15 protein-coding genes and 2 pseudogenes are annotated in these 18,708 nt (G+C 72.5%); 8 read left to right on the plus strand and 9 right to left on the minus strand.

Annotated elements, in window-relative coordinates; all coding sequences use genetic code 11:
- Positions 1 to 363: 363 nt before the first annotated feature.
- The 4 genes and pseudogenes from AB0I52_RS11035 to AB0I52_RS11050 all read right to left on the minus strand — a co-directional run.
- On the minus strand, positions 364 to 2,466 hold the full coding sequence (locus AB0I52_RS11035; RefSeq protein ID WP_363071098.1) for a serine/threonine-protein kinase: 2,103 nt from the start codon (positions 2,464 to 2,466) through the stop codon (positions 364 to 366).
- Positions 2,463 to 4,406, minus strand: a complete 1,944-nt coding sequence (locus tag AB0I52_RS11040) for a caspase family protein (RefSeq protein WP_363071100.1) — start codon at positions 4,404 to 4,406, stop codon at positions 2,463 to 2,465. Before AB0I52_RS11040 ends, AB0I52_RS11035 begins: the two co-directional genes overlap by 4 nt.
- Positions 4,396 to 4,740 carry a hypothetical protein gene (locus AB0I52_RS11045; RefSeq protein ID WP_363071102.1) on the minus strand — a complete coding sequence of 115 codons (345 nt, stop codon included), beginning with the start codon at positions 4,738 to 4,740 and terminating at the stop codon, positions 4,396 to 4,398. The genes AB0I52_RS11040 and AB0I52_RS11045 overlap by 11 nt, the downstream gene beginning before the upstream one ends.
- An 80-nt stretch (positions 4,741 to 4,820) precedes the next feature.
- Positions 4,821 to 5,306, minus strand: a pseudogene (locus tag AB0I52_RS11050) (TIGR03086 family metal-binding protein); the annotation flags it as partial.
- Between the two features lie 62 nt (positions 5,307 to 5,368).
- Here AB0I52_RS11050 and AB0I52_RS11055 point away from each other — a divergent pair.
- Positions 5,369 to 6,451, plus strand: coding sequence for a WYL domain-containing protein (locus AB0I52_RS11055; protein WP_363071104.1), 1,083 nt, complete (start codon positions 5,369 to 5,371; stop codon positions 6,449 to 6,451).
- Between the two features lie 103 nt (positions 6,452 to 6,554).
- On the opposite strand, the pseudogene AB0I52_RS11060 reads toward AB0I52_RS11055, so the two are convergent.
- Positions 6,555 to 6,908: pseudogene (locus tag AB0I52_RS11060) on the minus strand (hypothetical protein); the annotation flags it as partial.
- A 48-nt stretch (positions 6,909 to 6,956) separates the two neighbouring features.
- On the minus strand, positions 6,957 to 7,637 hold the full coding sequence (locus AB0I52_RS11065; RefSeq protein ID WP_363071106.1) for a phosphotransferase: 681 nt from the start codon (positions 7,635 to 7,637) through the stop codon (positions 6,957 to 6,959).
- Between the two features lie 186 nt (positions 7,638 to 7,823).
- Between AB0I52_RS11065 and AB0I52_RS11070 the strand changes: the two genes are divergently transcribed.
- From AB0I52_RS11070 to AB0I52_RS11080, 3 genes are all read left to right on the plus strand, one after another.
- Positions 7,824 to 9,176 carry an alpha-lytic protease prodomain-containing protein gene (locus AB0I52_RS11070; RefSeq protein ID WP_363071108.1) on the plus strand — a complete coding sequence of 451 codons (1,353 nt, stop codon included), beginning with the start codon at positions 7,824 to 7,826 and terminating at the stop codon, positions 9,174 to 9,176.
- 168 nt (positions 9,177 to 9,344) lie between these two features.
- Entirely contained in the window at positions 9,345 to 10,178 is an 834-nt protein-coding gene (locus AB0I52_RS11075; RefSeq protein ID WP_363071110.1) for a carbohydrate-binding protein, read from the plus strand.
- Positions 10,179 to 10,350: 172 nt separating this feature from the next.
- The gene (locus tag AB0I52_RS11080; protein WP_363071112.1) at positions 10,351 to 10,566 is read left to right on the plus strand and encodes a hypothetical protein; all 216 of its coding nucleotides are present in this window, start codon (positions 10,351 to 10,353) and stop codon (positions 10,564 to 10,566) included.
- Between the two features lie 4 nt (positions 10,567 to 10,570).
- Here AB0I52_RS11080 and AB0I52_RS11085 read toward each other — a convergent pair whose 3' ends face one another.
- Positions 10,571 to 12,283 carry a bifunctional 3'-5' exonuclease/DNA polymerase gene (locus tag AB0I52_RS11085; RefSeq protein WP_363071114.1) on the minus strand — a complete coding sequence of 571 codons (1,713 nt, stop codon included), beginning with the start codon at positions 12,281 to 12,283 and terminating at the stop codon, positions 10,571 to 10,573.
- Positions 12,284 to 12,402: 119 nt separating this feature from the next.
- Between AB0I52_RS11085 and AB0I52_RS11090 the strand changes: the two genes are divergently transcribed.
- The 3 genes from AB0I52_RS11090 to AB0I52_RS11100 all read left to right on the plus strand — a co-directional run bounded on the left by AB0I52_RS11090 (position 12,403) and on the right by AB0I52_RS11100 (position 16,884).
- Entirely contained in the window at positions 12,403 to 13,314 is a 912-nt protein-coding gene (locus AB0I52_RS11090; protein ID WP_363071116.1) for an NADP-dependent oxidoreductase, read from the plus strand.
- Positions 13,315 to 13,429: 115 nt separating this feature from the next.
- Entirely contained in the window at positions 13,430 to 14,608 is a 1,179-nt protein-coding gene (locus AB0I52_RS11095; protein WP_363071118.1) for a DUF2786 domain-containing protein, read from the plus strand.
- Between the two features lie 125 nt (positions 14,609 to 14,733).
- Entirely contained in the window at positions 14,734 to 16,884 is a 2,151-nt protein-coding gene (locus AB0I52_RS11100; RefSeq protein ID WP_363071120.1) for an FUSC family protein, read from the plus strand.
- Positions 16,885 to 16,933: 49 nt separating this feature from the next.
- Here AB0I52_RS11100 and AB0I52_RS11105 read toward each other — a convergent pair whose 3' ends face one another.
- A complete protein-coding gene (locus tag AB0I52_RS11105) occupies positions 16,934 to 17,422 on the minus strand; it encodes a hypothetical protein (protein WP_363071122.1) in 489 nt (162 codons plus the stop codon).
- 249 nt (positions 17,423 to 17,671) lie between these two features.
- On the opposite strand from AB0I52_RS11105, the gene AB0I52_RS11110 reads away from it, so the two are divergent.
- Positions 17,672 to 17,914 carry a DUF397 domain-containing protein gene (locus AB0I52_RS11110; RefSeq protein ID WP_363071124.1) on the plus strand — a complete coding sequence of 81 codons (243 nt, stop codon included), beginning with the start codon at positions 17,672 to 17,674 and terminating at the stop codon, positions 17,912 to 17,914.
- A gap of 70 nt (positions 17,915 to 17,984) precedes the next feature.
- On the opposite strand, the gene AB0I52_RS11115 is transcribed toward AB0I52_RS11110, so the two are convergent.
- The gene (locus AB0I52_RS11115) at positions 17,985 to 18,482 is read right to left on the minus strand and encodes an ATP-binding protein (protein ID WP_363071126.1); all 498 of its coding nucleotides are present in this window, start codon (positions 18,480 to 18,482) and stop codon (positions 17,985 to 17,987) included.
- Positions 18,483 to 18,708: the final 226 nt, after the last annotated feature.

Below are 18,708 nucleotides of genomic sequence, written 5' to 3' on the forward strand. Positions count from 1 at the left end.
TGAAGTTGGAAAGGTTCCGTGGGACGGAACGGACCTCACACCGCCCAGTCCCGGCCTCCGCGTCACGCTGCACACCGGTCCGATGAACGCCGGCGGGATCAGCGGTGCCGCCTCTTCCAGGTCGGCCGCTGAGGCGAGGCGTATCTCCAGGTCCCCAGCCTCCAGATGTCGGACACCACGCAGGTCCCGGGTGAAGCAGTCATTCCCCAGCGCAACGGTGCCCGGATCAGTTCTGAGGTAGACCAGGGCCCTCTCGTGCTTCGGGCGGAAATGCACCGACGCCACGTTCACCAGCCGCTGGTAGGCAATGTGGTGCCGCGGATCACCGCAGGTAGTGGAGCCGTCTCCGCCTCCTGCTGAGGCTCAGTCATCAAGCCTCAGGCCGCCATGAAGGAATTGGGCATTACCGGTCTTGACGGCGCCCAGCCGCCCGGTGACCGGCCGGACGTCCCACACCTGCACGACGCCGTTGTCGTCTCCGCCTCCGATGGCGACGGAATGGCCGTCCGGGCTGAAGGCCACGCTGCCGGGGCCATCGACCGCGCCGCTTTGGATCTCGCCGAGTCGGCGGTGTCCGGCGACGTCCCACAGCCTCAGGTGGACGATGTCCGCGGTGGCGAGGACGCGGCCGTCCGGGCTGAACGCGATCCGCATCACGGTGTTCGTACCGGCGAGCTTCGCGAGCTGCCGGTGGCTGGCGACATCCCACACCACCGTGGTCTGGTCCCAGTTGCCCGTGGCCAGGATCGCGCCGTCCGGGCTGAACGCCAGGCTGTCGACGCTGAGGGAACGCCCGAACGGCCGGCCGATCTGCCGGCGGCTCGCCACGTCCCACAGCCGGGTACGGCCGTCGCCGTCTCCGGCGGCCAGCGTGCGGCCGTCCGGGCTGAATGCCAGACTCAGCACGTTGATGTTGGAGATGTGCTGGATCGGCCGGCCGATCTGGCGCTGGTCGGCCACGCTCCACAGGCGGGCAGTGCCGTCGTCGCCGCCGGTGGCGAGGGTCCGGCCGTCGGGGCTGAAGTCCACGCCGTTGACGGGGTCGGAGCCGACCGTCATCGGCCGGCCGATCTGCCGCTGGTCGGTCGTGCTCCACAGTCGGGCGGTGCCGTCGCTGCTGCCGGTGGCGAGGGTCCGGCCGTCGGGGCTGAAGGCCACGCTGTCGATGCTGAGGGAGCCGGCGGTCATGGGGCGGCCGATCTGCCGCTGGTCGGTCGTGCTCCACAGTCGGGCGGTGCCGTCACTGCTGCCGGAGGCGAGCGTGCGGCCGTTCGGGCTGAACGCCACGTCCGTGACGTATCCCGTGTGCCCGAAGAAGGTGACGGTCAGTTTTGCGGCGGGTGCCGGCGCGGAATTTGACGGCGACGCGGATGTGGACGCCGACGTGGAACGGCCGTCGCTGCCCGAGCCGTCGGTTGCGGGCAGCAGGGATCGGATCAGGATGCCGGCGAGCAGCGCGGGCAGGCCAATGAGCGCGCCGAGGCGTACCGCGCGCCGCGCCGTGCCGCGCCCTCGCGCGTCGGCCGCGGCGGGCTCGATCGGATGCGCGGTCCGGCCGCTGACCGATTCCCGCGGGCCCTCGACGAGCCGGTTCACCTCGGCCTGCCGTTTGGCGATCAACGTGTGCACGGCGGGTGGCCAGGGCTGGGTCGAGCGGGCGATCCGGCCCAGGGACTCCAGGAGCTGGGACGGCGTGGGACGCCGTAGCGGGTTCTTGGCTAGGCAGGGTTCGAGGATCTCGCGCAGCCGCTCGGAGAGCGCGCCCAGATCCGGTTCGGTGTGCATGACGTTGTACAGCGTCTGCGGGGCCGACGGGCCGGTGAACGGCCCCTTGCCGGTGGACGCCGTGACGAGCACCACGCCGAGGGAGAACACATCGCTCCTCGCCGTGGGACGTCGGCCCTCGGCCTGCTCCGGCGACATGAACCCGCTGGCGCCGACCAGCCAGTCGACGTGGGTGAGATCGCCGCCGCCTTCGCTCTCGGTCGCCCGCGCGACACCGAAGTCGGTGACTTTGGGGCCGTCCGCGCTGAGGATGACGTTGGAGGGCTTGAGGTTCCGGTGCACCAGGCCGACCCTGTGGATCCCGGTCAGGGCGGTGGACAGCCCGGCGGCCAGACGTAGCACCATGTCCTCGGGCAGCGGCCCGACGACGTTCACCGCCTCGCGGAGCGACACCCCGGGTACGAACTCCGACGCGAGCCACGGGACCGGCGCTTCGGCATCGGCATCGAGCACTCCCGCGGTGTGCGCGCCGGTCACCGCCCGGCAGGCGTCCACCTCGCGGCGGAAACGGGCGCGGAAGCCGTCCTCCTCGGCGAATTCGGCGCGCATCCGCTTGATCGCGACCAGCCGCCCGTCCGGCGCGCCGGCCAGTAGCAGCCGGCCCAGAGCGCCCCTTCCCAGCTCGGCAAACAACCGGTAGGGACCGATCAGCTCCGGGTCGGACGACCTCAGCGGCCTCATGATCCCCCTGGGGAGAGCTTCCACAGGGCCACCCGCCCGGTCAGGGCGGCGGCCAGGGTCGTGCCATCCGGGCTGAGGGCGACGCCCACACTGTCCGAGTTGCCGTCAGAAGCGAACCTGCCGAGCTTTCTCGCGAGCTTACGGGTGGCGACGTCCCAGAACAGGAGCAGTCCGGCTCCGGTCCCGCCGACGAGGAATCTTCCGTCCGGGCTGAACGTCAAGGAGACGACGATGCCCGCAACGGCGTCTTCGTCATCCGAGTCGGTGTAGGTGCAGGTGGCGATCTCCCTGTGGGTCGCGACATCCCACAGGCGGACCGCATTGCCGGCGACGGCGCCGGCGAGAAGCGTGCCGTCCGGGCTGAACGCCAGGGAGCCCACGCCCGTCTCCGAGCCGGAGATGGTGGCGATCTTCGCGTAGGTGGCTCCGTCCCACAGCTCGACCAGCCCTGCGACGGTGGATCCGGCGAGGATCGAACCGTCCGGGCTGAACGTGATGGAGTTCACCTGCTTGGTGGTCGTGTGCGCCTTGGCCACGGCGCTGGTGAGAGTAGCGATCTTCGTATGGGCGCCCACGCTCCAGATCGAGACCGTCCCGATGCCGTTTGCGCTGGCCAGGATCGCACCCGCGGGGCTGAAGGCGACGGCGTTGACGACGACGGCGTCCACGTCGGTGAGGGTGGCCAGGCGTTTGTGGGTGGTGATCTCCCACAGTGAGATCGTGCCGGCGGGCACGGTTTCCTTGCTGACTTCCTTGCTGTCCACACCAGCCAGGAACGCGCCGTTCGGGCTGAACGCCACGGAGACGACACCGTTGAACGCCGGGCCGGTGAAGTCGGTGAGGGTGGTGCGCTTTCTGGTGGCGACGTTCCACAGCGAGATCGTGCCGTCGCCGTTTCCCGTGGCCAGCACCTTGCTGTCCGGGCTGAACACGGCGTCCATCACGCCCGGGTCCTGGAGCGTGGCGTACGGGGTCGGGGCGGGCAGCGCGCCCGCGCTGCCCGCCCCCTTGCCCGCAGCTTCGCCGCCCGCCGGCGAAAGGAGGGACAGGCCCAGCGGAACAGCCGCCGCGGTGGCGGTGACCCCGGCCCCGGCGAGCAGGAGAGCGCGGCGCGTCGGACGCCGCAAGCCGGACGGTGCGGCGGCCGGGGTCGGGAAGCCGGGCGCCGGTTCGAGTTCGGCGCCGGGGAGCGGGCGGTACGCGGCGTTGCGGGCGAAGGGGAACTGGTACGCGTCGCGCACACCGCCGTCGACGGGCTGGGGAAGGTCGGCCCCCAGCAGGCGGGCCCGCATTTCGACGAAGATCTGGCGGAGGTTCAACTCCGCCGGCTTGTGGGGGATGCCCGTCTCCACCACGTCGATGAACGTGTGGGTGAAGTGCGTGAGCCGACCGCCAAGAGGGGATTTCGCCTTCTGGTAGCGGGAGCTGGCGCCGATGAAGTACAGCCCGTCCACCGGGTGGACGTCGGCAAGGGCGGCGGCGGACCCGGACTGGAAGTGGAAGTCGGCGTCCATGCCCAGTTCGGCGTGGCAGCAGTCCAGGATGACCAGCTTGGTCGCGGCGGGCGATCCGCCCAGGACCTCCATCAGCCGCGGATACAGCAACGCCGAGTCCGGCAGCACCTCCGGGTCCGACACGGTGCCGGTCAGGGCGAGTGCTAACTGCCCGTCGCGGGTGCGCATCCCGTGGCCCACGTAGTAGACGAGCAGGACATCAGTGACGTCCCGTACCAGCGGGACCAGCTCCAGGACCGCGTCCCGAGGGCTGTCCATATCCTCGATCGGCGTGACGCGTCCGGCCGGCCAGCCGCACAGGCCGCCGGTCAGCAGCGTTTCCATGGAGCTGACGCAGGTGTCGGCGGGAAGTGGCCTGAGGGCCGGGTCACGGTAGTAGGAGGTACCGACCAGGATCGCCCGCGAGCGGGAGTGGTCAGGACTCATCGTCGAACAGGTTCTCAAGCAACGGCAGGATTTCGTCGACGTTCTTGGCGGTGATTTCCAGCCGGGTTCCGCCGCGGCGGAATTTCAGAGTGATCTGCGAACCGCGCGATTCGACGAGCGTCTTGACGATCTGCAGCAGGATGGTGATCGCTCCGCCGGAGCAGGCGGCCGTGACGAACTCCAGCGTCGAGCCCTGCTCACCGGGCACCCCCGGCGCGGATACGGCCTGCACACGAACTCCGGCCACGCCCCGTAGTTCGTTGTAGACGGCGTCGAGGTCCTCCGTGGTCCCGGCCCTAATCTCAACCGCCGCACGATTCTCTCCGGCCACCATGTGCCTGCCTTCCCCCGGTGGACACCGTCCTGCTCAAAGAGTAATCCAGGGCGCGGTTGCGCGGCGAAGGAAGTGCCCCAGGTGTGCAGGGTGAACTCGGTGGTGAACACGGCGGCGGCCGCCGCCCCGGGCAGCACGCCGAGCGGCAGGTGCAGCGGGCGGCTCAGGATCGCGGGGTCCGACCATGCGGCCTCGGCCTCGCGGGCGGCGGTCTCCCACGCGGATTGCCGGTCTCCGTCGCTGACGTCGTCCGCGACCACCGGGAGGTCCAGCGGGTCACCGCCGCGCCCGATCAGGGCGATCCTGCGCACTCCGGCGAGAAGGTGGCCGGAGAGCCGCCACACGGTGTAGTCGGGGCAGGGCGTCGGGCCGTCCAGCCGCTCCGGAGGGAGGGCGGCAAGGGTGGCAACGGTCGCTCCGGCCAGGGCTACGGCCTTCCACAGCGCGGTGCGGGGATCCGAGGGGCCCTTGCCATCGGCCGTGGCGACCGGGGCCGCAGCGGCAGGGGCGGCAGGGGCGGTGCCGGGGAGGCTGCGGGCGGTGTGGTGCGTGGCGTTGTCGGTCATGGCCTCATCCTGGAAGCGAAAGTGGCCACCTTCTGGCCAGTTCACGGAAGAGAACGACCGGCATGAGAGCTGATCGCCTGGTGGCGCTGCTGCTGTTCCTCCAGTCGCGTGGACGGGTGACCGTCGCCGAGGTCGCGGTTGAACTCGGCGTGGCCGAACGTACGGCCCGGCGTGATCTGGAGGCGCTGGCGACCGCCGGCATTCCCGTCTACTCGCAGCGCGGGCGGGGCGGCGGCTGGTCGCTCGTCGGCGGAGCCCGTACCGACCTCACCGGGCTGACCGCCGACGAGAGCCGGGCGCTGTTCCTGCTTGCCGGGCCGTCCTCGGCCGACCCCGAACTACGCACGGTCCTGCGCAAGTTGGTACGTGCCCTGCCGGCGACTCTGCGTCCGGACGCCGAGGCGGCGGTACGCGCCGGAGTCACCGACTGGTCGCGGACCGCGGTCACGGCCGACGCGCCCCGGCTCGACGTGCTCCAGCGGGCGGTGATCGACGGGGTGCAGGTCCGGCTCGGTTACGCGGGTCCCGGCAGGCCCGCCGGTGAGCGGACGGTGCATCCGCTCGGCCTCGCGTCCAAGGCCGGTGTCGCCTATCTCGTCGGCGGCACCGAGCGCGGTCTGCGGACCTTCCGGCTCAGCCGTGTCACGTCCGTCGAGGTGACCGGCGAACCCGTCGTGCGGCCGGACGATTTCGATCTCGCCACGGCCTGGCGTTCCCTTGCCTCCGCGGTGGAGGACCGCATGCACGCGGTGACGGCGCGGGCCCTGGCCGATCCCGGGGCCGAGGCGGTCCTGCAGCGGCTGTTCGGCGGCCGGCTGCGGATCGGTGCGGGGGCCGGGGACGGGCGACTGGAGATCGAGGTGGACGGCCCGTCACCGGAGGTGCTGGCCTCCCAACTGGCGGGACTGGGAGCACAGGTGGAGGTCCTCGGCCCACCGCGCACGAGGGCCCGGCTCGCGGAACTCGCGGCCGAACTCGCCTCGGTGTACGCGTTCCCGGAGTCGGAGTCGGCGGACAGCTCTTACGACCTGGTGCACGATAGTGAGCGGGCTCCCGACGCCCTGCGACTCCGCCTCCGGCGTTGTCGTCGGTCAACGACGCTCCGCGTCGATTCCCTCCTCCGCCTTGGATCCGAAGCCGCATGACGCCGCTCGCTGATCCGCTCCCCATCGCGCACCAGGTCGTTAGTTCTCTTCGCCGACGGGCAGGCGTCAGCCACCCGCCCTCCTGCGCGCCGGTCGGGAGCGGCTACGCCGAGCCGCCGTTGCTGTTCAGCAGCCGGCCGTTGACCCACTGGCCCTGCGGTGAGCAGAGGAAGTCGATCAGGTGCGCGGCGTCCCGAGGGGTTCCCGGGCGGCCGAGCGGGGTGCCCCGGAGGCAGGCGTCCGCGACCTCCTCGTTCAGCCAGCCGGCGCGGGAGTTGACGGCGAAGTGGCCGTCGAAGCTCTCGACGGTGGTGTCGAGGAGACCGGAGCCGACCGACTCCGCATGGCTCAGCACGAGTGCGGTGACCGGTCCGATGGTGCGTTCGGCCTCGTCGAAGATCCTGGCCGGGGCATCGGGATCGACGAAGTCGGCCTCGAGCGCAGCGGTGCGCGCGCCCTGCTCGGCGCCACCGCGCCGGACCCGATCCGCAGACGCGGCCGGATCTCATCCCGACAGCGCTGCGACCAGGTCCGACGCCTCACCGATGAGGGCCACTTCGGCGGGGCTCATCGTCGGATTGGCGGCGCGGCGGGCCGCCGCGGCGGCCAGGTGGCGGGCTGGGATGCCGTCGTTGGCGGCCAGGAGTGGCATCAGGGGGTCCAGCAGCGCGCGGGCGCCCGCCGCTTCCGGGACCCGGGGATCGACCGCGACCTGGGCCAGGATCAGTGCGGTCATGGCCCGGTCCAGGGCGGGCGGGCCCTCCTCGGTGTTGCTCCAGTCGATCACCACGGGCCCGTCGGCCGTCAGCATCACATTGCCCGGATGCAGGTCGAGGTGGAGGATCCGGTCCTCGGGATCCGCCGAGAGCCGGGCCGGGACGGTGTGCAGATCGGCGAGCAGGGCGGCCAGCATGGCGGAGCCCTCGTCCCCGCCGAGCTCGCCGGAGATCAGGGACTCCAGCATCGTCGGACCGGTCAGGCGCTGCAGGATCAGGTCGCCGGGACCTGCCGACACGGGCAGCGGACCGAGTCGGGGGACCGGGTAGCCGGAGGCCGAGAGGTAGGACATGACGGGCATCTCGCGCGTGGCGTCCAGCCCCACGCGGTAGCGCCGCAGGACCCACTGCTCGTCCAGTTCGTATACGTCGGCGGAGCGTCCGGTGCCCAGCAGTTGGCCTATTCGCATGAGGGGAACCTACTCGTGCGGGTCGCGCACGGGGAGGCCGGGATCGGGGGCTTCACCGTATCGCCGCCGGTCACGGCTGCCCATAACGCGATGCGATGGGGCGGACGGGATCTCCTGGATCCTGGTGCGCGCGGCTACGTTGTCGGCAATTCCCATGCAACCAAGGAGAGTTCAGTGGAGAGATCCATGCTCCGAAGACGTGCACTGGCCGCGTGCACCGCCACCGTGGCCGTCGGCGCGCTCGCCCTGGCCGGACTGACCGGCACCGCGTCCGCCGACCCCGCCCCCGTGTCCCCCGCACCCGTCGCCGGGGCGGAACACCTCTCTCCCGGCCTGCTCAAGGCGATGCGGCGTGATCTTGGACTCACCGCCGACCGGGCACGCGCCCGGGTCGGCGCGGAGACCCGCGCGGCGGCCGTGGCCGCAGGTCTGCGGCACTCCCTCGGGGCCGGATTCGCCGGGGCGCGGGTGAGCGGTGACGACGCGGAGCTGACCGTCGCCACCATCGACGCGGCGGACACCGCCAGGATCACCGAGGCCGGTGCGCGGGCCGTCGTCGTCGGCCACAGCCTGGCCGAACTCACCTCGGCCAAGGCCGCCCTCGACCGGGTGGCGCTGCACCGGGCACCGAAGGACATACCCGTCTGGTACGTCGATGTGCGCACCAACCGCGTCGTCGTCGAGGCCGGCCGGGGCGCCGCCGCCGACACCTTCCTCGCCGCGGCCGGAGTGTCGCACGATCTGGTGACGGTCAGTCAGGCGACCGGTGTGCCGCGTACGTTCACGGATTTGCGTGGCGGTGACGCGTACTACATGAACGGTACGGGGCGCTGCTCCATCGGCTTCCCCGTCAAGCGCGGCACCCAGGGCGGCTTCGTCAGCGCCGGGCACTGCGGAACCCCGGGCGTCAGCACCAGCGGCTACAACCAGCAGGCCCAGGGCTCCTTCCAGGGCTCCACCTTCCCCGGCCGCGACTACTCCTGGGTCGCCGCGAACACCAGCTGGACCCCGCGGCCCCTGGTGAACGGCTACGGCAACGGTGATGTGACGGTCACCGGTTCCACCGAGGCGCTGGAGGGCTCGTCGGTCTGCCGCTCGGGCTCGACGACCGGCTGGCACTGCGGCACCGTCCAGCAGCGCAACAGCAGCGTCACCTACCAGGAGGGCACCGTCTCCGGAGTGACCCGCACCAACGTGTGCGCCGAACCCGGAGACTCCGGCGGCTCGTTCATCTCCGGCAGCCAGGCCCAGGGCGTCACCTCCGGCGGCACCGGCAACTGCTCGCAGGGCGGCACGACGTACTTCCAGCCGGTGAACCCGGCACTCCAGGCGTACGGACTCACCCTGGTCACCAGCGGCACCCCGACCGATCCGACCGACCCCCCGACCGAGCCCGGCGGGAGCTGGACGGCCGGCACGGTGTACGCCGCGGGCGACGTGGTGACGTACGGCTCGGTCAGCTACCGCTGCCTCCAGGGGCACCAGGCCCAGGCCGGCTGGACGCCCGTGAACGTCCCCGCGCTGTGGCAGGCGCTGTAGGGCCTGCCGGCCGGCGGACTGCCGTCTCCCTGCTGACACCCGTACCGCGTATCTGTACCCGTACCGCGTTTCGAGCCCCTCCGGCGATCGAGGAGCGGGGCCCGGGCACTGCCCCGGGCCCCCATGCACCCCGCACGTGCCCTTCCCCACCATCCCGAGGAGTCCGCCATGACCCCCGACCCCATCGACCGCTTCTCCGAAGACCGGCGGATCAGCCGCAAGACGCTGCTCAAGGCAGCCCTGGTGGCCACCGCGGTCCCGCTGTTCGCCGGGACCGGGGTGGCGCTGGCGCGCGACACCGGCTCCACCGGCCTGCCGCTCGCCCCGACACCGGACTGCGACGACGGCGACGACCCGACCCACGACCAGATCGAGGGCCCGTACTTCAAGCCCAACTCCCCGCTCCGCACGAGCCTGGTGACCTCCGGTACGCCCGGCGTCCGGCTGACCGTCAGCGGCTATGTCTTCGGGCGGGCCTGCGAGCCCGTCGCCGGGGTGCTGCTCGACTTCTGGCAGGCCGACACCAACGGTGCGTACGACATGAGCGGATTCGGCTTCCGCGGGCACCAGTTCACCGACGCCTCCGGCGCGTTCACCCTCTCCACCATCGTGCCGGGGCTGTACCCAGGCCGCACCCGGCACATCCATGTGAAGGCCCAGGCGCCCGGCTCGGGGATCCTCACCACCCAGCTCTACTTCCCGGACGAGCCGCGCAACAACACCGACAGCATCTTCGACCCGGCGCTCCTGATGAACGTCCGGGCGGTCGGCTCCGCGAAGGAGGGGACCTTCGACTTCGTCCTCGACATCGCGCAGGACCCGACGGACCCGACCGATCCGACGGACCCGACCGATCCGGGCGGCAGCTGGGCGACGGGCACGCTCTACAACGCGGGAGACCGCGTCACGTACGGCGGGGTCGCGTACCGCTGTCTGCAGGCGCACACCGCCCTGACCGGCTGGGAGCCGCCGAACGTCCCGGCGTTGTGGGAACGCGGGTAGACGAGCGGACCGGCGGGCACCACCGCCGCCGCGGGTGCCCCGGGCTCCTCCCCGGGGCACCCGTCGTGTCCCGGCCGGGCCCGCTCCTCGGGCCGCCGCCGTATCTGTGCGCGCAGTAGCCTGGAGGGACGACAGGGGGACGGCGGGGGACGGCCCGAGGAGGCCAGGACGCATGGAGACCCTGATCACCGTTGTGGTAGTCATCGGCATGATCGCCGTGGTGGCGCTCGCGATCCATCTGCTCAACGGACGCAACCGCCACCGGCACCTCGCAGCCGCCGCCGTTCCCCGGGACCACGGACTCACCGTGTTCCGCACCCCGGCCTCGGGCCGCCGCCGCCGCGGCGGCACACCGCCTCCGGGGCCGCATCCGCCGCACAGCGGCTGACCCTTCATTTCGCGTCCGAGTACCGCCGCACCACCGCCGTGGTGAACGGGAAGACCACCGGTGTCTCACCGAAGGCGGTCCGTCCGGCCAGTGCGCCGGCGGCCCGGATCGCCTCCACCACCGTCCCGGCCTCCTCCTGGGGACAGTGCACGACCACCTCGTCGTGCTGGAAGAAGACCAGTTCGGCCCGGAGCCCGGCGTCCGCGAGCGACTGACGCAGGGCGGCCAGGAGCAGCAGCGCCCAGTCGGCGGCGCTGCCCTGCACCACGAAGTTGCGGGTGAAGCGGCCGCGCGCGCGGGCGTCGGACGAGGCGTAGCCGGGCGTGAACCCGCCGTCCGACGGGTGCGCGGAGCCGTCCGCCGACGGGTCGACGCCCTCCTGCGGGATTCCGGCCTCCCCGTCGTCCCCGCTGCCGGCCGCGGGCGGGCTGGTGCGGCCGAGCCAGGTGCGTACGAGACGGCCTTCCTCCCCGGCCTTCGCGGCATCGTCCACATAGGCGACGGCGTGCGGGAACCTTCGGCGCAGGGCGGCCAGATTCTTCAGGCCGTCCCCCGAGGTCTGGCCGTAGACGGCGCCCAGCAGGGCGATCTTGGCGTGGTCGCGGTCGCCGTGGAAGGCGCGGTCGGACAGCGCGGTGTAGAGGTCGCCGTCGTGACCGGCCACCTCCATGAGGCCCCGGTCGCGGGAGATCGCGGCCAGCACTCTCGGCTCCATCTGGTCGGCGTCCGCGACGACCAGCCGCCAGCCGTCGTCGGCGACGACCGCCTGCCGGATCACTTTGGGGATCTGGAGGGCGCCGCCGCCGTTGGTCGTCCAGCGGCCGCTGACCGTGCCGCCCGGCTGGTACTCGGCGCGGAAGCGGCCGTCGCGGACCCAGTCCTGGAGCCAGCTCCAGCCGTGGGCCGTCCAGATCCGGTAGAGCTTCTTGTACTGGACGAGCGGCCGTACCGCCGGGTGGTCCAGCTCCTCCAGCTCCCAGCGGCGGGTCGATTTCACCTTGATGCCGGCCTGTGCGAACGCCCGCACCACGTCGGCGGGGAGGTCCGGGCGGACCCTGCGGCCGAAGGCGGCGGACACCTCGTCCGCCAGCTCGGCCAGCTTGCGGGGCTCGCCACCGCCCGCGTACCGCTCGCCGAGCAGCTCCTGGAGGACGTCCCGGTGGACGTCGGCCCGCCAGGGCAGCCCCGCGCGGTTCAGCTCGGCGGCGACCAGCATGCCGGCCGACTCGGCGGCCGTCAGCAGGAGCATCCGGCCCGGACGGTCCGTGGCGTCGTGCCGGGCGAGCTGCTCCGCGTAGACCTGGAGCAGGGCGTCGAAGGGCAGGTCCGTGCCGGACCTGGGTTCGAACAGGGAGGACTGGGAGCCGGGCACCGCCGGGCGCGGCGGCGGATCGGGCGGCACCGGGGCGCCCAGCAGACGGGCGTGGGCGGCGGCCGCGGAGCGGGGTTCGCCGAGCCGGCCCTCGTGTCCCAGCAGGAGGGACTCGGCGGCCTCGACGTCGTAGCAGCGCGCGACGCGCACCCCGGCGGCGAGCAGCCGGGGGTAGATCTCGGCGGTCGAGCGCCACACCCAGCGGGTGACGCCGGGACGCGAGCGGACGGCCTCGACCAGGTCGGGCTCGGTCACGGCCGGGGCGGTGGGCAGGCCGGTGCGGTCGAGCGGGACGAGGCGTGCGCCACCGCTCTCCGTGGTGGCCAGGGCCCAGCGTTCGGTCATATGGCCGAGTCTGGCACCCGGCACTGACAGCGAGGCGGCGTGCGCGTGCGCGTCGCAGGCGGGAGGATCGGCAGGGGCCTGCTTCGGGGCCCGCAGCAGCCACCGAGGGGACAGGCGCGATGGAAGCGATCGTTTTCGAGGAGTTCGGCGGACCCGAGGTCCTGCATCCGGCCCGGGTCGAGGACCCGCACCCCGGTCCGGGGCAGGTACGGGTGAAGGTCATGGCCGCCGGGGTGAATCCGATGGACTACAAGATCCGGCACGGCTGGATGCAGGAGGCCTTCCCGACCTCGCTCCCGGCGATCCCGGGCGTCGAGTTCGCCGGGGTGGTCGACCGGACCGGGGAAGGGGTCACCGCCGTCGAGGTGGGTGACGAGGTGCTGGGCTGGAGCGCCACCGGCTCCTACGCCGAGTACGCGCTGGCCGACGCCGCGCTCGTCGCCCCCAAGCCGGCCGAGCTGAGCTGGCAGGACGCGGCGGCGCTGACCATCGCGTCGAACACCGCCCAGCGTGTCCTGGACGAGCTCGCCTTGGGCGAGGGCGACACACTGCTGCTGCACGGGGCGGCCGGAGCCGTCGGCTCGGCCGCGGTGCAACTGGCGGCGGCCCGGGGCGCGACCGTGATCGGTACGGCGTCCGCGGCCAACCACGACTATCTGCGGGTGCTCGGCGCGACCCCGGTGGAGTACGGGGAGGGGCTGGTCGGCCGGGTGCGCGAGGCCGCTCCCCAGGGTGTGGACGCGGTCTTCGACGTGGCGGGGCGCGGCGCGCTGCCGGACTCCATCGAGCTGCGCGGCGGCACCACCGACCGGATCGTCACCATCGCCGACCAGAACGCGGCCGAGTACGGGGTCGCCTTCTCCGGGGGCGGCTCCCGGTCCGGGGCGCAGCTGGCCGAGCACGCCCGGCTCGCCGCCGACGGCGAGCTGCGGGTGCCGGTCGAGCGGGCCCTGCCGCTCGTCGACGCGGCCGACGCGCAGCGGCTGAGCGAGGCGGGGCACGTACGGGGGAAGGTCGTCCTCCTGCCGTGACGCGTCCCGGCCGGGCGCCGGGGCCGACCTTTCGAGGGTGGGGATGCCGGTCGGCGGAATTCATCCACAGCCTGTGGATGAATTCCGCCGGACCCGCCCCGCCTACCCTGACCTCATGGAACCGGTGATCGACCAGGCATTCGCGGCTGCTCTGTACTCGGACGGCGACGCCGGTCTCGACACCGGTGCCTCCCTCCTCGCCGCCGACCCGGCGGCCGACGCCGAGCTGCTGCGGCGCGGCGAGGAGTTCGTCCGGCGCGCCTGGGAGCGCGGCTGGCTGCCCGCCGATCTCGTGCGGCTCGTCCGGCGCGAACTCGACGAGCACGGGGCCGGTCTGGCCGCCGGGCTGATCACCTCGGAGGTCCGGCGGTACGAGCGGCTGCCGCCCCGCTGGCAGCCCCAGCTGGACGAGCTGCCGCCGGCGCCGCCGGCCAACCGGCCCGACCGGTTCTCGTACGCCTCCGGGCTGCTCGGGCTCTACCGGCTGCTCCTGCGGCTGCCCGCCATCGAGCCGGTCGGGCCCCCGCCCGGTGCGCCGCGTGACGGGCTGAGCCTTCCGCCCGCGCACGGCGAACCCCGCATGCTGACCCGTATCCGGGCACTGCTGGCCAAGGCGGAGGCGACCGGGTTCCCCGAGGAGGCGGAGGCGCTCACCACCAAGGCGCAGGAACTGATGGCCCGGCACAGCATCGACGAGGCGCTGCTCGCCGCCCGTACGCACAGCAGCCGCGCGCCGGGCGCGTGCCGGATCGGGGTGGACGCCCCCTACGAGACGGCCAAGGCGATCCTGCTCGACGCCGTCGCCTCCGCGAACCGCTGCCGGGCCGTGTGGAACAGCGATCTCGGCTTCACGACGGTCGTCGGCTTCGATGCGGACCTGGAGGCGGTGGAACTGCTCCACACCTCGCTGCTGGTACAGGGCAACGTGGCGATGACCAGGGCCGAGGCGGGGCAGCGGGCCGGCGGGCGCAAACGGACCAAGACCTTCCGGCAGTCCTTCCTGATGGCGTACGCCCAGCGGCTGGGCCGCCGGCTGGCCGACGGCACCGCCCGCGCCACCGCGGCGGCCGACGCCGAGGCCGGCGTGGCCGGCCCGTCCGCCGCGGCGGACCCCGGGCTGCTGCCCGTGCTGGCCGCCCGCGACATGGCGGTCACGGACACCGCCGAGCGGATGTTCCCGCAGACCACGACCACCCGGGTGCGGGGCGCCATCGACCCGGACGGCTGGACCCACGGGACGGCCGCCGCCGACCGGGCCAGGATGGGCGCGGACGCCCCGGAGATCTCCGGGTGACGGCATCGCGTGAACCGGTGCGAGGACGGCGGGGCGACGGAGGCCGCGGGGCCGGTTCGGTGACGGGGCCCGGCCATTGATCGCGACAAGTCGGGCATAACGGTAAATCCGGTTAGGCTCTGCGCATGAGCTGGCTCCGGGCGCTGAAGGAGACCGCCCGCTCGGGGCTGACGATCGAGCGGCGGCGCCTCGAACCGCTGATCGCCATCCGCGGCGCGGCCGGTCTGGCCCTGGTGCTGGGCGTGAGCCTGGCCTTCTTCGGGCCCGTGGTCGCGGCCAGCTCCGCGTTCGGTGCGTTCCAGGCGGCCATCGCCACCTTTCAGCGCAGCTGGCGGCCGCGTCCGGTGCTCGCACTCGTCTCCGGCGCGAGCCTCGCGGTATCCACGTTCCTCGGCTATGTCACCGGTTCCCGGCTGGCGCTCTTCATGCTCCTGCTGGTGCTCTGGACCTTCCTCGCGGGACTGGCCTGGGCGGCGGGCCCCACGGGCGGCATCATCGCCGCGTCCAACGTCGCGATCATGCTGGTGACGATCACCCTGCCCACCTCCGTCGCGCAGGCGGCCCTGCACGGGGCGGTGATCGCGTTCGGCGGAGTGGTCCAGGCGGCGCTGATCGTGCTGGTCCCGATCCGAAGATGGGGCGCCCAGCGTGATGCCCTGGCCGACGCGCTGGCCGCCGAGGCGGACTACGCCCGCAGGCTGCGCCACGACCCGGTCGCCCACTTCGACCCGGTGCCGCTGATGCAGGCCCGCAGCGCGGCCGCCGTCACCCCGCGCCAGGCCCGCAGCCGCCCGGCCGAACTGCACGGCTCACGCGGGGTCGCCGAGCGGATCAGACCGGTGCTCGCCTCGCTCGCGGACCCGGCCATGGGCGTACCGGCCGAGGGTCCGGAGCGCGACCGGGTCCGTGAGCTGCTCGCCGCCGCCGCATCGCTGCTCGACGCGGCGGCGAGGGCGATCCGGCACGGCGACCCGGTGCGGCTCCCCGCGCCCGCCGTCGCCGCCCTGAAGACCCCCGACACCGGGGCGCTGCTCACCGGCCCGCCGCTCCGCGCCGCCGACCGGCTGGCCGCCCTGCTCTCCGACGTCATCGAGGCGGCCGAGGGCGACGGCACCAGGGAGGAACGGGCCGAGGCCGAAGAGACCGCCGAGGCCATCAAGGCGGGCCGGCGCCGGGGCCGGCGGCAGACGGAGCACCAGAAGCGCCCCACCCTGCTGCGGCTGGTCCCGGTCGTGCTCAAGTCGATGCGCGGCGAACTGCACCACGGCTCCCCGATCCTGCGGCACGCCATCCGGGTCTCCGTCGTCGCCGCCATCGGCTACCTCCTGGGCACCCTGCTGCCGTACGGCCACGGCTACTGGGCGCCGATGACGGCCGTCATGGTGATGCGGCCGGAGTTCTCCCAGACGTACGAACGCTCCGTGGCCCGCTTCGGCGGAACCGTCGTCGGGGTCTTCCTCGCCACCGCGATCGTGCAGACCGCCCACCCCGGTGTGGAGCTGTCCGCCGTGTTCGCCGTGGTCTGCGCCGTGCTGATGTACCTGCTGATGCGCACTGGCTACGCGGTCGGGCAGGCGTGCGTCGCCGCGTACGTCGTCTTCCTGCTGGGCATGGCGGGTGGCGACTGGTCGCAGACCGTGCTGGAACGGGTCGTCCTCACCCTCGTCGGTGGGATCCTCGCGATGATCTCGTACGCCGTCTACCCGGCGTGGGAGACCCCGCGGCTGCGCAACCGGCTCGGTGACTGGCTGAAGGAGGACGGCCGGTACGCCGCCTCGGTCGTCGACCAGTACGCCGATCCGGCCGACCGCGGTCACGACGACGTCCGCCGGGCGCTGCTGCGCACCCGTGCGGCCCGGGTCGCCTGGCAGGAGGCGGTGGCCACCGCCCAGCACGAACCGGTGCGCCACCGCGGTCTCTCGCGCGCCGCCGCGGACGACACCCAGCACGCCCTCTCCCAGCTCGGCCGGGTCGCGATGCTGATGGAGGCGCACCTACCGGAGGGCGGCGCCACCCCCGTACCGGAGGCCGCCCCGCTGGCCGAGGCGTTGCGCCGGGCCACCGAGCAGGGCGCGAAGGCGGTGCGGGAGCGGCGGGTGCCGGACTGGGGGCCGGTACGGGAGGCGCTGAAGAAGTGGGACGAGGAGGAGCGGCTGCACGAACAGAGGTCGGACCCGGTCGTACGGAGCGGGGCCGACCTCCTGCTCGAAGCCCTGGAGGAGTTCTCCCGCGGCCTGGACGACGGCTCGCGGCCCGGCGCGTCCGACGACGACTGAGACCGCGGTGACGTCGGCCGGCCGTCAAGGGCGTTACCGGCCGCGGGTGTTACGGGGTCGGCAGGCCGGGCAGTCCTTCGAGCGAGTCGGCGTCGGTCTTGCCGAGGGTGTCCTTGGTCCCGCCGTCCCACGAGACGACGAGGGTCTTGCCGTCGTTGGACTCGACGGCCCCCGCGGTCCGGCCGGTGTCGCCGTCGGTGCACTTGAGTTCCAGCGTCACCTTGTCGGAGCCCTTGGCACTGCCCGAGCAGACATGGGAGTCGGCGATGACGACGGCCTTCCCGGATGCGACGGACAGCACCACGGCCTTGTCGTCGCTCAGCCCGGCCCAGGCGCCCTCCAGGGCCTTGAGCCCGCCGGTGGAAGCGCTCTCCCCGCCGCCCGTCGCGGAGCCGGAGCCGACGGGCGCCGGGGGCGTGGCGGAGCCGGAACCCTTGTCCGTGCCCCCCTTGTCGCCGTCGCCGCCACAGCCGGTGAGGGCGAGCGCGGTCAGCAGGCCGGTGGCGACGACTGCACCGGTACGTACGAGTTTGCGCATGCGGAATTCCCCCTGGATGACGAAAGACCAGCCAAGCTACCAGTGGGTCGCAAGGGGCTTGAGGGGGTCAACTCGGGGAATCAGGAGCGGAACCGGCCCGCCATTCGTCTCTCCTGCGAGAAGCTGTAATCAAAGGAACACCGCCCGTGCACGTGCATCTGCCCATGCATCCGCTCATGCAGGGGAAATTGAACACAGCTATGATCCGAGACAGTTGACACTTGCACCTTGCAACTCGGGGAGCGTCCTGTGCACCACGTGTACAACGGCATGGCGGCGACAGAGCTTCGCGGAGTCGCCTGGCAGAAGAGCAGACACAGCAACTCCCAGGGATCCTGCGTGGAGTTCGCGAAACTGCCCGACGGGGATGTGGCGATGCGGAATTCGCGCCACCCCGACGGTCCGGCGCTGGTCTATACGACGGCCGAGATAGAGGCGCTGCTGCTCGGCGTCAAGGACGGGGAGTTCGACCACCTCATAGCGGAGGGCTGACCTCCGTCCCGCCGTGCGACACCGCGCCCCGCCGTCGTGCGCGGCGTCGCACGGCCCTCCCGGCGGTGTGTCACACCGGGTCGGACAGCCGGAAGAGCGCCCAGACGACCTTCCCGCGCAGCGCGGCGCCGGGGGCGCCCTCCGTACTCAGTACGGGTGAGTGGTGCCAGCCCCAGCAGTCGCTGAAGGACTCCACCAGGAAGAGGCCGCGGCCGGACTCCGCGGAGTCGGCGGCCTCCGACGCCACCGGGCTCGCCCGGCTCGGGTCGCGTACCGCGCACACCAGCCGTGAGGTCCAGCGCATCAAGTGCAGCCGCACCGGCGGGTCCTGGGGTTCGCGCGGGATGTCGGCGGGCAGCGCGTGCCGCAGGGCGTTGGTGACCAGTTCGGAGACGACGAGCGCGACATCGTCGAACCGCTCGCTCAGATCCCAGCCGGTCAGGGTCGACCGGGTGAACTGCCTGGCCCCGCCGACGGCCTCGTAACGGGCGGGCAGCGTACAGGTGGCTGATCCGGCGACGGCAGAGGGATCGATGGGGGGAAGCCCCTGCCGTAACGGCTCGAGCATCGTCGATCCATTCGTCCCCATGCGAGGCACTCCCGGGATTCGCGGCTGTCTCGGTACTACGGGTACTCGGGTACAGCGGCACAACACGAACGAGCACGCAGGTGCGCGACGCCCATGGTTCCGAATGCGCAGGGCAGATGCAAGGGCAGATGCACGTGCACGCGCCTGACCTGTCCGATCCCGTGCCGGTTCTTGCTCATTTCTTCCTGTGTAGAGTTTTGGAGTC

This window comes from Streptomyces sp. NPDC050423 (assembly GCF_040655445.1).
Lineage (GTDB): Bacteria > Actinomycetota > Actinomycetes > Streptomycetales > Streptomycetaceae > Streptomyces.

Coding starts and splice junctions, on each gene's coding strand:
- AB0I52_RS11095 (WP_363071118.1), top strand. CDS start 13,430: ATGGAACCGGTGATCGACCAGGCATTCGCGGCTGCTCTGTACTCGGAC.
- AB0I52_RS11040 (WP_363071100.1), bottom strand. CDS start 4,406: ATGAGTCCTGACCACTCCCGCTCGCGGGCGATCCTGGTCGGTACCTCC.
- AB0I52_RS11045 (WP_363071102.1), bottom strand. CDS start 4,740: ATGGTGGCCGGAGAGAATCGTGCGGCGGTTGAGATTAGGGCCGGGACC.
- AB0I52_RS11090 (WP_363071116.1), top strand. CDS start 12,403: ATGGAAGCGATCGTTTTCGAGGAGTTCGGCGGACCCGAGGTCCTGCAT.
- AB0I52_RS11065 (WP_363071106.1), bottom strand. CDS start 7,637: ATGCGAATAGGCCAACTGCTGGGCACCGGACGCTCCGCCGACGTATAC.
- AB0I52_RS11070 (WP_363071108.1), top strand. CDS start 7,824: ATGCTCCGAAGACGTGCACTGGCCGCGTGCACCGCCACCGTGGCCGTC.
- AB0I52_RS11100 (WP_363071120.1), top strand. CDS start 14,734: ATGAGCTGGCTCCGGGCGCTGAAGGAGACCGCCCGCTCGGGGCTGACG.
- AB0I52_RS11105 (WP_363071122.1), bottom strand. CDS start 17,422: ATGCGCAAACTCGTACGTACCGGTGCAGTCGTCGCCACCGGCCTGCTG.
- AB0I52_RS11080 (WP_363071112.1), top strand. CDS start 10,351: ATGGAGACCCTGATCACCGTTGTGGTAGTCATCGGCATGATCGCCGTG.
- AB0I52_RS11115 (WP_363071126.1), bottom strand. CDS start 18,482: ATGCTCGAGCCGTTACGGCAGGGGCTTCCCCCCATCGATCCCTCTGCC.
- AB0I52_RS11035 (WP_363071098.1), bottom strand. CDS start 2,466: ATGAGGCCGCTGAGGTCGTCCGACCCGGAGCTGATCGGTCCCTACCGG.
- AB0I52_RS11055 (WP_363071104.1), top strand. CDS start 5,369: ATGAGAGCTGATCGCCTGGTGGCGCTGCTGCTGTTCCTCCAGTCGCGT.
- AB0I52_RS11085 (WP_363071114.1), bottom strand. CDS start 12,283: ATGACCGAACGCTGGGCCCTGGCCACCACGGAGAGCGGTGGCGCACGC.
- AB0I52_RS11075 (WP_363071110.1), top strand. CDS start 9,345: ATGACCCCCGACCCCATCGACCGCTTCTCCGAAGACCGGCGGATCAGC.